At 68.1% G+C, this 14931-nt stretch carries 13 protein-coding genes; 3 read left to right on the top strand and 10 right to left on the bottom strand.

Annotated elements, in window-relative coordinates; translation table 11 throughout:
• Nucleotides 1-14: 14 nt before the first annotated feature.
• The 7 genes from AC3A6Y_RS06165 to AC3A6Y_RS06135 all read right to left on the bottom strand — a co-directional run bounded on the left by AC3A6Y_RS06165 (nucleotide 15) and on the right by AC3A6Y_RS06135 (nucleotide 9198).
• Complete coding sequence (locus AC3A6Y_RS06165; RefSeq protein WP_487867325.1) at nucleotides 15-1067, bottom strand: ABC transporter permease; 1053 nt, start codon at nucleotides 1065-1067, stop codon at nucleotides 15-17.
• A gap of 55 nt (nucleotides 1068-1122) precedes the next feature.
• Complete coding sequence (locus AC3A6Y_RS06160; protein WP_487867324.1) at nucleotides 1123-2631, bottom strand: sugar ABC transporter ATP-binding protein; 1509 nt, start codon at nucleotides 2629-2631, stop codon at nucleotides 1123-1125.
• An 11-nt stretch (nucleotides 2632-2642) separates the two neighbouring features.
• Nucleotides 2643-3860, bottom strand: coding sequence for a multiple monosaccharide ABC transporter permease (mmsB, locus tag AC3A6Y_RS06155; RefSeq protein WP_487867323.1), 1218 nt, complete (start codon nucleotides 3858-3860; stop codon nucleotides 2643-2645).
• Nucleotides 3850-5400: a multiple monosaccharide ABC transporter ATP-binding protein gene (gene mmsA, locus AC3A6Y_RS06150; RefSeq protein WP_487867322.1), complete on the bottom strand. Its 1551-nt coding sequence runs from the start codon at nucleotides 5398-5400 to the stop codon at nucleotides 3850-3852. Before mmsA ends, mmsB begins: the two co-directional genes overlap by 11 nt.
• Before the next feature lie 133 nt (nucleotides 5401-5533).
• The gene (gene chvE, locus AC3A6Y_RS06145; RefSeq protein WP_487867321.1) at nucleotides 5534-6613 is read right to left on the bottom strand and encodes a multiple monosaccharide ABC transporter substrate-binding protein; all 1080 of its coding nucleotides are present in this window, start codon (nucleotides 6611-6613) and stop codon (nucleotides 5534-5536) included.
• A gap of 62 nt (nucleotides 6614-6675) precedes the next feature.
• Complete coding sequence (locus tag AC3A6Y_RS06140) at nucleotides 6676-7641, bottom strand: ABC transporter substrate-binding protein (protein ID WP_487867320.1); 966 nt, start codon at nucleotides 7639-7641, stop codon at nucleotides 6676-6678.
• A 102-nt stretch (nucleotides 7642-7743) separates the two neighbouring features.
• Nucleotides 7744-9198: an aldehyde dehydrogenase family protein gene (locus AC3A6Y_RS06135; RefSeq protein ID WP_487867319.1), complete on the bottom strand. Its 1455-nt coding sequence runs from the start codon at nucleotides 9196-9198 to the stop codon at nucleotides 7744-7746.
• Nucleotides 9199-9315: 117 nt separating this feature from the next.
• On the opposite strand from AC3A6Y_RS06135, the gene AC3A6Y_RS06130 reads away from it, so the two are divergent.
• Nucleotides 9316-10278, top strand: a complete 963-nt coding sequence (locus AC3A6Y_RS06130; protein WP_487867318.1) for a LysR family transcriptional regulator — start codon at nucleotides 9316-9318, stop codon at nucleotides 10276-10278.
• Nucleotides 10279-10284: 6 nt separating this feature from the next.
• On the opposite strand, the gene AC3A6Y_RS06125 is transcribed toward AC3A6Y_RS06130, so the two are convergent.
• Nucleotides 10285-11103 carry an SDR family NAD(P)-dependent oxidoreductase gene (locus AC3A6Y_RS06125; RefSeq protein WP_487867317.1) on the bottom strand — a complete coding sequence of 273 codons (819 nt, stop codon included), beginning with the start codon at nucleotides 11101-11103 and terminating at the stop codon, nucleotides 10285-10287.
• 117 nt (nucleotides 11104-11220) lie between these two features.
• On the opposite strand from AC3A6Y_RS06125, the gene AC3A6Y_RS06120 reads away from it, so the two are divergent.
• Complete coding sequence (locus AC3A6Y_RS06120; RefSeq protein WP_487867316.1) at nucleotides 11221-12141, top strand: SMP-30/gluconolactonase/LRE family protein; 921 nt, start codon at nucleotides 11221-11223, stop codon at nucleotides 12139-12141.
• A gap of 4 nt (nucleotides 12142-12145) precedes the next feature.
• Entirely contained in the window at nucleotides 12146-13105 is a 960-nt protein-coding gene (locus AC3A6Y_RS06115) for an aldose 1-epimerase (protein ID WP_487867315.1), read from the top strand.
• Nucleotides 13106-13131: 26 nt separating this feature from the next.
• On the opposite strand, the gene AC3A6Y_RS06110 is transcribed toward AC3A6Y_RS06115, so the two are convergent.
• Complete coding sequence (locus AC3A6Y_RS06110) at nucleotides 13132-13620, bottom strand: DUF2231 domain-containing protein (protein WP_487867314.1); 489 nt, start codon at nucleotides 13618-13620, stop codon at nucleotides 13132-13134.
• Nucleotides 13621-13727: 107 nt separating this feature from the next.
• Entirely contained in the window at nucleotides 13728-14420 is a 693-nt protein-coding gene (locus tag AC3A6Y_RS06105; protein WP_487867313.1) for a class I SAM-dependent methyltransferase, read from the bottom strand.
• Nucleotides 14421-14931: the final 511 nt, after the last annotated feature.

The following is a 14931-nucleotide window of genomic DNA, read 5'->3' as shown; positions in this document are numbered from 1 at the left end:
CGGCCGTGCGGCGCTCATCCTTCCGCTCCCTCGAGCGCCGGGCGCCGCACAAGGTTGCCCAGGGTGCCGCGGAACTCCGGCGACTGCATCAGCATCACCGCGAACACCACCACCGCCTTCACCACCAGGTTGATCTCGGGCGGCACGCCCAGCGAATAGATGGCATAGGTCAGGGTCTGGATGATGAGCGCGCCGATCACGCTGCCGACCAGGCTGAAGCGCCCGCCCGTGAGCGCCGTGCCGCCCAGCGTGACGGCGAGGATCGCGTCGAGCTCGAGCAGTTGCCCGGCGTTGTTGCCGTCGGCGCTCTTCACGTTGGAGCTGATGAGCAGGCCGGCCACGCCCGCGCAGGCGCCGCAGAAGGCATAGGCGCCCACCACCAGCCGCCGCGCCTGCACCCCGGCGACGCGCGCAGCGGTCGGGTTGATGCCGACGGCCTGGATGAACAGGCCGAGCGCGGTGCGCGTGATCGCGAGGTAGAGCAGGACGAAGACCAGCCCCACCACGAAGAGCGAGAAGGGCAGGCCCAGCAGGTAGCCGCTGCCGAGGAAGAAGAAGGGCTGGTAGTAGATGGTGATGATCTGCCCGCCGGTGATGAGCTGCGCGATGCCGCGCCCGGCCACCATCAGGATCAGCGTCGCGATGATGGGCTGCATGCCCACGCGCGCGACCAGGAGGCCGTTCCAAAGCCCGCACACCAGTGCGATGCCGATGGCCGCCGCGATCGCCACCGGCATCGGAAAGCGGCTCACGTTGCCCGAGACCGAGCCGCCGATCATCCAGGCCGCCAGCGCCGCGGCGATGGCCACCACCGCGCCCACCGAGATGTCGATGCCCCGCGTGGCGATCACCAGCGTCATGCCCAGCGACACCAGCACCAGCGGCGCCGCGCGGTTGAGGATGTCGATCAGGCTGCCGTAGAGATGGCCGTCGCGCCATTCGAGGTGCAGGAAGCCCGGGTTGAAGACCGCGTTGAGCGCGAGCAGCAGCAACAGCGTGAGCAGCGGCCACGCGAGCCGGTGGCGAAATGCCGTCGCAAGGAAGTTGGAAGAGGGAGTGGTGCTCACTGGGATACCTTCGCCTTTGGCTTGGTGCTATTCGCCTGGGGAACGGCCCGGCAGCTCATGGCGTGGCCGCAATCAGTTCGCAGACTTCGTCTTCGCTGCTGCCGGCGGGCAGCTCGCCCACCTTGGCGCGATCCCGCAGCACCACGATGCGATGCGCCACGCGCACCACCTCGCTCATCTCCGACGAGATGAAGAGCACCGCCATGCCGGCCTTCGCCAGGCTCAGGATCTGCGTCATGATTTCCTGCTTGGCGGCCACGTCGATGCCGCGCGTCGGCTCGTCGAGGATCAGCAGCCGCGGCTCGGTGGCGAGCCAGCGCGCGATGATGGCCTTCTGCTGGTTGCCGCCGGAGAGCAGGCCGATGGGCGTCTCCACGCTCGCGGCCTTGATGTCCAGTGCGGTCACGTAGCGCTCGGCCAGCGCAGCCTGCTCGGCGCGCGACAGGAAACGGCGCGCCCCCAGCCGCGCCTGCAAGGCGAGTGCGATGTTCTCGCGCAGCGACAGCTCGGCCACGATGCCGTCGGTCTTGCGCTCTTCCGGGCACAGCGCGAGCCCGTGGCGGATCGCGTCGGCGGGGCTCGCGAAGCGCACCAGCTCGCCGTCGATGCGCAGCTGCCCGCGATCCGGCGCCTCCAGCCCGAAGAGCAGACGCGCGAGCTCCGTGCGTCCGGCGCCCAGCAGGCCGGCCAGGCCCACGATCTCGCCGGCGCGCACCCGCAAGTCCACCGGCTGCAGCTGGCCCGACTGGCCCAGTCCCTGCACCTCCAGCAGCGCGGGCGCATCGATGGCCACGGCCGGCAGCGCCGCCGGCCGTGCCGACTGCGCTGCCAGCTCGCGCCCCAGCATGGCGGCGATCAGCGCCTGCGGGCCCAGCTCGCTGGCCCGCCATTCGCCGACCCATGCGCCGTTGCGCAGCACGGTGATGCGGTCCGACACCGCATACACCTGGTTCAGGAAGTGGGTGACGAACACGATCGCCAGCCCTTCGTCGCGCAGCCGGCGCAGCACCTCGAAGAGCTTGCGGACCTCGTCCTCGTCCAGGCTGGAGGTCGGCTCGTCGAGGATCAGCACCTTCGAGGACACGCCCAGCGCGCGCGCGATCGCGACCATCTGCTGCACCGCCACCGGGTAGCTCGACAGCAGGCGCGCCACATCGATGTCCAGCCCGATGCGCGCCAGCAGCTCGCGCGCACGCCGGTTCACCGCCGACCAGTCGATGCGAAAGCCCTCGGCCGCGCCGCGCCGCGGATAGCGGCCGGCGAACACGTTCTCGGCCACCGAGAGGTTGGGGCAGAGGTTGACCTCCTGGTAGACGGTGCTGATGCCCAGCTTCTGCGCCTCCAGCGGCGAGGCCGGGTGGATCGCCTCGCCGTCCAGCCGCATCGTGCCGCCGCCGGAGGGCAAGGCCCCGGTCAGCACCTTGATGAGGGTCGACTTGCCCGCGCCGTTCTGGCCCATGAGCGCGTGGATCTCGCCCGGGTACAGGCGCAGCTGCACGTCGCGCAGCGCGTCGACGCCGGCGAACTGCTTGCGAATCCCCTCGAGCGCCAGGACAGGCTGCATGGCCGTGGCCCTCACTTGTTCTTGTTGTACACGTCGACGAACACCGCCGCCAGCAGGACCAGCCCCTTGATGACCTGCTGGTAGTCGATGCCGATGCCGAGGATGGACATGCCGTTGTTCATCACGCCCATCACGAAGGCGCCGATCACCGCGCCCATCACCTTGCCCACCCCGCCCGAGGCCGAGGCGCCGCCGATGAAGCAGGCCGCGATCACGTCGAGCTCGAAGCCCAGCCCCGCCTTGGGCGTGGCGGTGTTGAGGCGCGCCGCGAACACCAGCCCCGCGAGCGCGGCCAGCACGCCCATGTTGACGAAGGCGAGGAAGGCCAGGCGCTGCGTCTTGACGCCGGACAGCCGCGCTGCCTTCTCGTTGCCGCCCAGCGCGTAGATGCGGCGCCCGACCGTCGTGCGGGTGGTGACGAAGTCGTAGGCCACGATCAGCACCGCCATCACGATCAGCACGTTGGGCAGCCCCTTGTACGAGGCCAGCAGCCAGCTGAAGAACAGGATGATGGCCGCGAAGATCACGTTCTTCAGCAGGAAGAAGGCGAAGGGCTCCGCCTCCATGCCGTGCCGCGCCAGCTGGGCGCGCCCGCGCAGCTTGAAGAACACCAGTGCCGCCGCCGCCAGCGCGCCCAGCAGCAGCGAGGTCAGCCGCGGGCCGTCGGTGGCCAGCGCCTCGGGAATGAAGCCCGAGCTCAGCCGCTGGAAGGCCACCGGGAAAGGTCCGACGGACTGGCCCGCCAGGAGCGCCAGCGACAGCCCCTTGAACACCAGCATGCCGGCCAGCGTGACGATGAAGGACGGGATGCGGAAGTAGGCGACGAACCAGCCCTGCGCCGCGCCGATGGCGCCGCCCGCGATCAGGCAGGCGAGGAAGGTGGGGACGAAGTGCCACTCGTACTCCACCATCAGCACCGCCGCCAGCGCGCCGATGAAGCCGCACACCGACCCGACCGACAGGTCGATGTGGCCGGCCACGATCACCAGCAGCATGCCCAGCGCCATGATCACGATGTAGCTGTTCTGCAGCACCAGGTTCGTGAGGTTGAGCGGCTGCATCAGCGTGCCCTCGGTGAGCACCTGGAACAGCACCATGATCGCGACCAGCGAGATCAGCATGCCGTATTCGCGCAGGTTGCTCTTCAGGAAGCCCGGGTGAATGGTGGCCTTCGCGGCCGCGCCCTCCAGGTTCGGCACGGCCTCGGCCGCCTGCAATTCATTGGCCATGGATGCCACCTCCCGAGTTCACGATTGCGCGCATGATGCGCTCCTGCGAGGCCTCCGCCACCGGGTATTCGGCGACGAAGCGTCCCTCGTTCATCACATAGATCCGGTCGCACATTCCCAGCAGCTCCGGCATTTCGGAAGAGATCATCAGGATGCCTTTGCCCTCGCCGGCGAGCTGGTCGATGATGGTGTAGATCTCGTACTTGGCACCGACGTCGATGCCGCGCGTCGGCTCGTCGAGGATCAGCAGCTCCGGCTTGGCGAAGAGCCATTTGCTCAGCACCACCTTCTGCTGGTTGCCGCCCGACAGGTTCACCACCTGCTGGTAGACATCGGCGCTGCGGATGCGCAGCGCCTTGCGGTAGTCGCTGGCCACCTTGTACTCGCGTGCCTCGTCGATCACCATCGCATTCGAGACGGCCTCCAGGTTGGCCAGGCTGATGTTGGTGCGGATGTCTTCCTCCAGCACCAGGCCGGCGCCCTTGCGGTCCTCGGTGACGTAGGCGATGCCGTGGTCGATGGCCTTGCGGATGGTGCCGACGTCGACCTCCTTGCCGTGCATGCGCACCGTGCCGCTGATGCGCTGGCCGTAGGAGCGGCCGAACACGCTCATCGCGAACTCGGTGCGCCCGGCGCCCATCAGCCCCGCGATGCCGACGATCTCGCCGCGGCACACGTGCAGGTCCACGCCCTTGATCTGTTCGCGGTCGGCGTGCAGCGCGTGGTGCACCCGCCAGTTGCTGACCTCCAGCACGCGCTCGCCGATGCGCGGCGTGCGCAGCGGGTAGCGGTGCGCCATGTCGCGCCCGACCATGCCGCGGATGATGCGGTCCTCGCTGATCGGCTCGCGCCGGCAGTCGATGGTCTCCACGGTGCTGCCGTCGCGCAGCACGGTGATGGCATCGGCGACCTTGGCGATCTCGTTGAGCTTGTGCGAGATCAGGATCGAGGCGATGCCCTGCGCCTTGAGCTCCAGCAGCAGCGCCAGAAGCGCGTCGCTGTCGCTCTCGTTGAGGCTGGCGGTGGGCTCGTCCAGGATCAGCAGGCGCACGCGCTTGGAAAGCGCCTTCGCGATCTCGACCAGCTGCTGCTTGCCCACGCCCAGGTCGGTGACGAGGGTGGTGGGCCGCTCCTTCAGGCCCACCTTGGCCAGCAGCTCGCCGGTGCGGCGCCAGGCCTCGCTCCAGTCGATGATGCCGCGCTGCGCCGTCTCGTTGCCGAGGAAGATGTTCTCGGCGATGGACAAGAGCGGCACCAGCGCCAGCTCCTGGTGGATGATGATGATGCCCAGCGCCTCGCTGTCGGCGATGCCGCGGAAGCGCCGCAGCTCGCCGTCGAAATGGATCTCGCCGGCGTAGGAGTCGCAGGGGTACACGCCGCTGAGCACCTTCATCAGCGTGGACTTGCCGGCGCCGTTCTCGCCCACCACGGCGTGGATCTGCGCCGCGCGCACGGCGAGGTTGACGTTGTCCAGCGCGTTCACGCCGGGGAAGGTCTTGGTGATGCCGCGCATCTCCAGAAGAATGGCGTCGTCGCTCATACGGAATTACGTTCGATCAACAAGAACCGTTCGGGCTGAGCCGGTCGAAGCGCCGCGCGGCGCTTCGACAAGCTCAGCGTGAACGGATTTTTTGCAGCGGCGGGCGGCAGAGCCCGCCCGCCGTGCCGCACGCTCACTTGATCTGGCTTTCCTTGTAGTAGCCGCTGTCGACCAGCACCGGCTTCCAGTTCGAGGCGTCGACGCTCACCGGCTTCAGCAGGTACGAAGGCACCACCTTCACGCCATTGTTGTAGGTCTTGGTGTCGTTCACCTCGGGCGTCTTGCCGGCCAGCATGGCGTCGACCATGGCGACCGTGACCTTCGCCAGCTCGCGCGTGTCCTTGAAGACGGTGGAGGTCTGCTCCTTGCGCAGGATCGACTTGACCGAGGGCACTTCCGCGTCCTGGCCCGACACGATCGGCATCGGCTGCTGCGGCGAGCCGTAGCCCACGCCCTTGAGCGAGGAGAGGATGCCGATCGACAGGCCGTCGTAGGGCGACAGCACCGCGTCGACGCGGTCCTTGCTGTAGTAGGCCGACAGCAGGTTGTCCATGCGCGACTGCGCCACCGCGCCGTCCCAGCGCAGCGTGCCGACCTTGTCCATGCCCATCTGCTTGCTGCGCACCACCAGCTTGCCGCTCTTGATGTACGGGTCGAGCACCGACATCGCGCCGTTGTAGAAGAAGAAGGCGTTGTTGTCGTCCGGCGAGCCGCCGAAGAGCTCGATGTTGAAGGGGCCCTTACCGGACTTGAGGTCGAGCGCCTTCTCGATCGACTGGGCCTGCAGCACGCCGACCTGGAAGTTGTCGAAGGTGGCGTAGTAGTCGACGTTCTTCGAGCCCTTGATGAGCCGGTCGTAGGCGATGACCTTCACGCCCTTGTCGGCAGCCTTCTGCAGCACGTCGGACAGGGTGGTGCCGTCGATGGCCGCGATCACCAGCACCTTCGAGCCCTTGGTCACCATGTTCTCGATCTGCGCGAGCTGGTTGGGGATGTCGTCGTCGGCGTACTGCAGGTCGGTCTTGTAGCCCTTTTCCTTGAAGTACTTGACCATGTTCGAGCCGTCGGCGATCCAACGGGCCGACGATTTCGTCGGCATCGAGATCGCGATCGGGCCCTTGTCCTGGGCCTGGGCGGGCAGGGAGAAGCCGGCCGTGCCGACGATGGCGAGGGCCGCGATGGCCAGGGTGGATTTGAGGAAGTTGCGTTTCATGGGCTGGGTCTCCTGGGGTTGTCCGGCGGGCGCGCAGCAGGGCCGCGCGCCTTCGCCACATTTCAGTACTTGCGCTTGGGGAACTCTTTTGCGGCAACTTCCATCGGGAAGATGGTTTCCTCCGTCACGATCCGCTTGGCCACCGGCTTGCCGGCCTTGATGTCCTTCACGGCGGCCATCAGCTGCGGCCCCAGCAGCGGGCTGCATTCGACCGAGACATTCAGCTTGCCGGCGATCATGGCTTCGAAGGCGCCCTTCACGGCGTCGATCGAGATGATGGTGATGTCCTTGGCCGGCTTCAGCCCGGCCTCCTCGATGGCCTGGATGGCGCCGATCGCCATGTCGTCGTTGTGCGCGTAGAGCACATTGATCTTCTTGCCGTCGGCCTTGAGGAAGGCCTCCATCACCTCCTTGCCCTTGGCGCGGGTGAAGTCGCCGGTCTGCGAGCGGATGATCTTGAACTTGGGGTCGGCCTTGATGATCTCCTCGAAGCCCTTCTTGCGGTCGATCGCGGGGGCCGAGCCCACCGTGCCCTGCAGCTCGACAATGTTGACTTCGCCCTTCTGGTCCTTCATCTTCTCGACCAGCCAGCGCCCGGCCTTGCGGCCTTCCTCGACGAAGTCGGAGCCCATGAAGCTGACGTAGAGCGAATCGTCCTTGGTGTTGACGGAGCGGTCGGTCAGCACCACCGGGATCTTGGCGGCCTTGGCTTCGCGCAGCACCGTCTCCCAGCCCGACTCGACCACCGGCGAGAAGGCGATCACGTCGACCTTCTGCGCGATGAAGGAGCGGATGGCCTTGATCTGGTTCTCCTGCTTCTGCTGGGCGTCGGAGAACTTGAGCTCGATGCCGGCCTCCTTGGCGGCCGACTTGATCGACTCGGTGTTGGCGGTGCGCCATTCGCTCTCGGCGCCGACCTGGCTGAAGCCCAGGACGATCTTCTTCTGCGCGAGCGCCGTGGCCGGCAGAAGCGCGGCCAGCGAAGCGGCGGCGATGGCGGTGGTCAATGTGCGGCGGTTCAGTTTCATGCTGCTGTCTCCTGGTTGGTATGGTTTAAACATCGAAACGCACTGAGATGGCTGCGGCCTTCGGCTCTTGCTGTGGGCGGCAGCGCTTCCCTCCTGGAACTTCTATGCCCGCATGTAGCCGGTCTTCACGGTGGTGTAGAACTCGGCCGCATGGCGGCCCTGCTCGCGCGCGCCGTAGCTCGAGGCCTTGCGGCCGCCGAAAGGCACGTGGTAGTCGATGCCGGCCGTGGGCAGGTTGACCATCGTCATGCCCACGCGCGCATGGCGGCGGAAGTGCATCGCATGGCGCAGCGAGTTGGTGCAGATGCCGGCGCACAGGCCGAAGGGCGTGTCGTTCGCCAGTGCCAGCGCGTGCTCGGCATCGTCGGCGCGCAGCACGCAGGCCACGGGGCCGAAGACCTCCTCGCGGGCAATGCGGTGGTCGGGCCGGGCGAGGAACAGCGCCGGGCTCATGTAATGGCCCTCGCTCGGGCGCTGCAGCAGGTCGCCGCCGTGGACGTGCTCGGCGCCCTCCTCGCGCGCGGCCGCGATGGCGGCCATGTTCTCTTCGAGCTGCGCGCGGTCGACCACCGGGCCGATGTCCACGCCGGGCTCGAGCGCATGGCCGACCTTCAGCGCGGCCATGCGCTGCTTGAGCCGCGCGACGAAGGCATCGTGCACGGGCGCCTCGACGATGAGGCGGCTCGATGCCGTGCAGCGCTGGCCGGTGGAGAAGAAGGCGCCCTGCACCGCGCAGTCCACCGCCAGCTCCAGGTCGGCATCGGCGAGCACGACCAGCGGGTTCTTGCCGCCCATTTCGAGCTGCACCTTGGCGCGCCGCGCGGCCGCGGCCTGCAGCACGCGCTCGCCGGTCGCGGCGGAGCCGGTGAAGCTCAGTGCATCCACCAGCGGATGCTCGATCAGCGCCTGGCCGACCTCGCGCCCGCTGCCCATCACGAGGTTGAAGGTGCCCGCCGGCAGGGCGGCGCGGCCGATGATCTCGGCCAGCGCCCAGCCGCAGGCCGGCACCAGCTCGGAGGGCTTGAACACCACCGCGTTGCCGCAGGCCAGCGCCGGCGCGATCTTCCACGCGGGAATGGCCAGCGGGAAGTTCCAGGGGGTGATGAGGCCCGCCACGCCCACGGGTTCGCGCGTGATGTCCACGTGCACGCCCGGGCGCAGCGAGGCGACGCTTTCGCCGCCCACCCGCAGCGCCTCGCCGGCGAAGAACTTGAAGATCTGCCCGGCACGCGCGGCTTCGGCGACGGCTTCCGGCAGGGTCTTGCCCTCTTCGCGCGCCAGCAGCAGGCCCAGCTCGTCCTTGCGCGCCAGGATCTCGCTGCCGATCTGGTCGAGTGCGTCGGCGCGGCGCTGCGGCGTGGTCATGCTCCAGGCGCGGAAGGCGTCGGCCGCGGCGCGCACGGCCTGCTCGGTCTGGCTGCGGTCGGCCCGCGCGTACTCGGCCACCGTTTCGCGCAGGTCCGAGGGATTGATGCTTTGCCCGCTGGTCACGCCGGTCTCCCAGCGGCCATTGATGTAATGGCGCGCGCTGAGCTGGACTTCGGGACTGCGCTTCAACGTGAGGGCTCCTGGACTTGTTGCGGAAGGTGCGGCGGAGTGTAGGAATCGCACTGATATCTTTCCAATGAAGATTTGGATCGAATCGATACCGGAAACAGGATTCAGGAAAACCCCATGACGAACTACACGCACTGGTTCATCCGTGCTCGCCTCAAGACGCGGCAACTGCTGCTGCTGGTCGCGCTGGCGGAGGAAGGCAACATCCACCGCGCCGCGCAGGTGCTGAACATGACCCAGCCGGCCGCCTCCAAGCTGCTCAAGGACCTGGAGGACGTGCTGGAGGTGCCGCTCTTCGAGCGCCTGCCTCGCGGCATGCGCCCCACGTGGTACGGCGAGAGCATGATCCGCCACGCGCGCATGGCGCTGGCCAGCCTCAACGAGGCGCACGACGAGCTCATGGCGCTGAAGGCCGGGCGCTTCGGCCAGGTGAGCGTGGGCACCATCACCGCGCCGGGGCTGACGCTCATGCCGCCCGCCATCGCGATCGTCAAGCGCGACCAGCCCAACCTGCGCGTGGCGCTGGAGATCGAGACCAGCGCGGTGCTGATGGAGCGCTTCGAGCAGGGCAAGCTCGACATCCTGGTGGCGCGGCTGTCCGCCGAGCACGACAAGGCCAAGCTGCACTACGAGCCGCTGACCGAGGAGCCCGTGTCGGCACTGGTGCGGCCCGGGCACCCGTTGCTGGCGATGACCGGGCTGACGCTGCGCGACCTGGTCGGTGCGGGCTGGATCGTGCCGCCCTCGGGCAGCGTGCTGCGGCACCGCTTCGAGCTGATGTTCCGGGAGGAAGGCCTGGCGCCGCCGATCAACGTCATCGAGACCTCGGCCCTGCTCTTCATCACCCGCATGCTGCAGCAGTCGGACATGCTCGCGGTGCTGGCGACCGACGTGGCGCGCTACTACGCCGCGCACGGGCTGGGCACGGTGCTGCCGGTGGCAGTGCCCTGCCACATGGATGCCTTCGGCATCATCACCCACACGGACCGGCTGCTGTCGCCGGCGGCCAAGGTGATGATGCGGGCGCTGAAGGCGGCGAGCCTGACGGTCTATGGGCGTCGGCTGGAGGTCGACGCCTGAGCTGCCTCAGACCCAGCCGGCGTCCACCTTGAATTCCTGCGCGGTGCACATCGCTGCGTCGTCGGAGGCCAGGAAGAGCACCATGCGGGCGATGTCGTGCGGCTGCAGGCGGTCGGGCAGGCACTGGTTGCGCGCGAGCGCCTGCTCGCCCTCGGCGTCGAGCCACAGGCGGACCTGGCGCTCGGTCATGACCCAGCCCGGCGAGACGGTGTTGATGCGGATGCGGTCGCGCCCCAGGCCCACGGCCAGGCCGCGCGTCAGGCCGTTGACGGAGGATTTGGCGATGGCGTAGCAGGGATAGCCGCCGCCCTTGCCCTGCCAGCCGGTCGAGCCGAGGTTGACGACCGAGCCGCCGCCCAGCCGCTTCATGCCGGGCACCACGGACTGGATGGCGAAGAAGGCGGGGCGCTCGTTGATGGCCATGCGCTCGTCGTAGTACTCGGGCGTGACCGATTCGAGCGTGTGGCGGTCGTCGCTGGCGACGTTGTTGACCAGCACGCCGAAGTCGCCGAGCTCGCGCGCGGCGTCGGAGATGGCGGCTTGCAGTGCAGCGATGTCGCGCACGTCGCAGGTGCGCCACCAGGGGGCGCGGTGGCCGGCCTCGCCGATCTGCCGCGCGAGTGCGGCGCTGGCCTCCTCCGCGATGTCGACGAAGGCGACCCGCGCGCCCTGCTCGGCGAAGGCGGCGACGATCGCGGCGCCGATGCCGCTGCCGCCCCCGGTCACGAAGACGGTTTTGTCGCGCAGGCTGGGGTAAGTGGAAAAAGCAGGCGCGTCGGCGCGCCGGGCGGTGGCGGTCAAGAAGGTCTCCTGGTGATTTGACATTGCAAATTGAGTATCGATATATACGCAATTGCAGGCTTTCGCTTATCAATATGCCTTGCTACGATGCGGCGCGTCAAGGGTCCGCAGTGGCCCGCCAGACTTGGATCGGAGACATGCATGGGTCTTTCCACGACATTTACCGCTCCGCGCTTCGAAGGCGCGCTGCGCTGCATCCGGCCCGCCGGCGCGAGCCTCGGCGAAGGGCTGTTGTGGTCCGTGCGCGAGCAGGCGCTCTACTGGGTCGACATCCTGGAGAAGCGGCTGTGGCGCTTCGATCCGGCCAGCGGCAAGCAGGACGAATGGCGCTTCGACGAGGAGATCTCGGCGCTGGCCGAGCGCGAAAACGCGCCCGGCCTGATCGTCACGCTGCGGCGCGGCTTCGCCTTCTTCGATCCGGCGGCCGCCGGCGCCGGGCCGCAGTGGCTGCAGCGGCCCGAGCCGGAGCTGCTCAGCAACCGCTTCAACGACGGCAAGTGCGATGCGCGCGGCCGCTTCTGGGGCGGAACCATGGACTTCGACTGCCTGGCCCCGAGCGGCGCGCTGTACCGCTGCGACCCCGACGGCCAATGCACGCAGCACGACAGCGGCTTCGCGGTGACCAACGGACCGACCTGGTCGCTGGACGGCCGCACGATGTACTTCAACGACACGGTCAAGGGCGCCGTCCTCGCCTACGACGTCGACCCGGAGCGCGGCACCCTCGCCCATCGGCGGCTCTGGCTGCGCTTCGCCCGCGGCGACGGTCTCCCGGACGGCATGACCACCGATGCGGCGGGCCGCATCTGGATCGCGCATTGGGCGGGCAGCTGCGTGAGCTGCCACCATCCGCTGAGCGGCGACGAGCTGGCGCGCGTCGAGCTGCCGGTGAGCCAGGTGACGAACTGCGCCTTCGGCGGGCCCGAGCTGCGCACGCTGTACATCAGCTCGGCCAAGGTGGGGCTGGACGAGGCGCAATGCGTGGCCGAGCCGCTGGCGGGCGGATTGTTCGCGATCGAGGTCGACAGCCCGGGGTTGCCGGCCTTTCGTTTTGCCGGCTGACAGCATGGTTGCGGACGCTTCACACCCCATCGTCTGGCTGCGGCACGGTCGCCAGCGCCTGGGCCTCGTGCCCTCCCTCGGCGGCAGCGCGGCCGCCTGGCAGCTCGAGCGCGCCGAGGGCCTGCTGGACCTGTGGCGGCCTTGGGACGGCGCCACGGCCGATCTTTACCGCATGGCTTCCTTCCCCATGGTGCCCTGGTCCAACCGGATCAGCGGCGGGGGCTTCGAGGCGGCGGGCGAGTTTCATCCGATGCGGCCCAATCGTGCGGGCGAGCCGTATCCGATCCACGGCGACGGCTGGTTGCAGGCCTGGCAGCTGGACAGCCTGGCCGATGACACCGCGACGATGACGCTGCAGTCGCGGCACTTCGACGGCAACCCGTACCACTACCAGGCGAGCCAGCACTTTCGCTTGGTCGAGGATGGCCTGGACCAGACGCTCGAGGTCCGGCACCTGGGCCCGTCGCCGATGCCCTACGGCCTGGGGGTGCATCCCTGGTTCATGCGAACGGCCGCCACGCGCATCGTGGCGCCGGTGCAGGGCGTCTGGCTCTGCGGCAGCGACCCGCTGCCGACGCGGCACACCGAGCAGATCCCGCAGGACTGGGACCTGGGGCGAGGCGCACCGGCCTTCGGCAGTTTCGTGGACAACGCTTACACCGGCTGGGGCGGCGAGGCGCGCATCGAATGGCCGGAGCACCGCCTGCAGCTCAGCCTGGCCATGCCGGACTTCATCGAGGACGGCGGCGCGGCGCACCACTACTGCCTGATGTATCGGCCGACCGAAGGCCCCGCCTTCTGCTTCGAGCCGATCACGCAGCCCATCGATGCCTTTCATCTGGAAGGCCGGCCCGGATTGCGCACCCTGGCGCCGGGAGAGACGCTGAAGATGCGCATCCAATGGCGGATCGAGCCCTTGGAAGCCGAGGCAGCCCGGGGTGACGAAGCTGCCCGGGCGCGGTGAGCCAGGACCGGCCGGCGGATCGTTCGTTACTTGCCGACCGTTGCGTGCCTGCTGTGGAGCGAGCTGGGCGCGTTCAGGCCGGCATCTTCGTCGACGCCGACCGCGAGCCGGTCCACCAGTTCGCCGCCGAGCCAGGCCGTCACCAGGGCGATCGCGGCACCTGCGAAGGCCCAGACGATCTGGCCCAGTTGCGGGGCATAGTTCGTGTCGCGCAGCAGGAAGCTCGTGGCGAACAGGAGCAAGACGAGCACGTTGCCGCCTCCGTGCGCTGCGCCGATGCGCTTGGCGCGGGTGCCTTCCGGAATGCTCAGCCAGTCGATCAAGCCGAAAGGCGCGGCGAGCAGCCCGCCCACGAGGCCTGCCGCGATCATCCAGTAGGAAACGGCCGCCATGATCTGCCTGCCGGCCGCCAGGTAGATGATGTCGAACACCACCGCGGTGGCGAGCAGCCCGAGCGGAAAGACCACCAGCATCTGGTGCACCGGGTGGCCGAGGAAACGAACTTTTGCGCGCATGGAATCACCTCCGTAGCTCTGCCCAATGGCGCTATCTGAGGCCCAAGTGCTGCGCGCCGGCGCGGGCAGCCACCGCCACTCGCGGTCGGTACTTTCCTACCGTGCGCCTAGGACCTGCGGTTCTTCAGCACGACGAGCTTCGAGAGGCCGAGCAGGTTGACCGACGCGATGCTGGCCACTTGCCAATCGTGGGACAGGATCTGCTCCTCGTAGCGGAAGTCGGAACGAAAGCCGACGTGTTCGGCGGCGGAACGAAAGGCCCGCTCCGTGAGCGACCAGAACCTGCTTCCGCTGAAATGGTTGAGCACGACGATGGTTCCATCCGGCTTGCATATCCGGCGGATCTCGCGCACCAGCTCGGCCGGCCGGGGCGTGACGGACAGCACGTAGGGCAAGGTGACGCAGTCGAAGCTTCCATCCGCAAAGCTCGTGCGCTCGGCGTTCATGTACGCGATGGTGATCTTGTGGTCCGGCAGAGCGCGTGCCCGTTCGCGCGCCCGCTCGAGCATCTCGTGGGACAGGTCGATGCCCACGATCCGCGAAGTGGTCGGGTAGTGCGCCAGAGCGAGCCCGGTGCCGACACCGACCTCCAGCAGCGAGGCGGGCTGCAGCGTGCGGATGACCTCCGCCATGCGGCGTCGTCCGGGCTCGAGCACTTGTCCGAACAGCAGGTCGTACACCGGCGCGAGGCGCCTGTAGGCGCGGGCAACGCCCGCTTCCGACAGGGCCGGCTCGGGCCTCGGCTCGACGGCGCGACCCGGAGGGCCGAGGTGCTCAGATCGCGCTCTGCTTTCCTTCATCTTTCTGGCTTCCAGGCTGGTGGTGGTGCTGCGCCTGCGAGCAAGGCGGATGCCCGGCTGCCGGCGGGCTGCCGCGCCCGGGCTCTCACCGGCTTCTTCGTGCAGGCAAGCACGGGCATTCCACGAAATGCAGAAGACACTTCCGCAAAACGGGGCAGGGCGCAAGTGCGCTCTCGCTGTGATCCCTGCGGGGCCCGCTCCTACATGCACCCGCTGTAGAGCTGCGCTTGATTGGAACGCACTCAACGAAAAAGACCGGAAGCTTTTGATAGCTTTCGGTCTTGTGTCTGGTCCGCCGCCAGGAATCACAAATCCTCCCGCAAGCCGCATTGCCGCTCGATTCTATGACACCTCGCGAAACAAATACCGTTAAAAGTACCGCGAAATCTCTTCGCGTCGTTCTGAAGCAACGCGAGAGGACGCGGGACTATTGTGCGCTTTGGGCCGATGCGTCGGCAGGACAGTGGAATCCATCCGACGTCTAGTTCGGGATGTCGACGAGCGAAACGGC

The organism is Variovorax sp. Soil_C_17 (assembly GCF_057657265.1).
The sequence above is the reverse complement of the archived record's forward strand: the minus strand, read 5'-3'. Positions and strand labels throughout refer to the sequence as shown.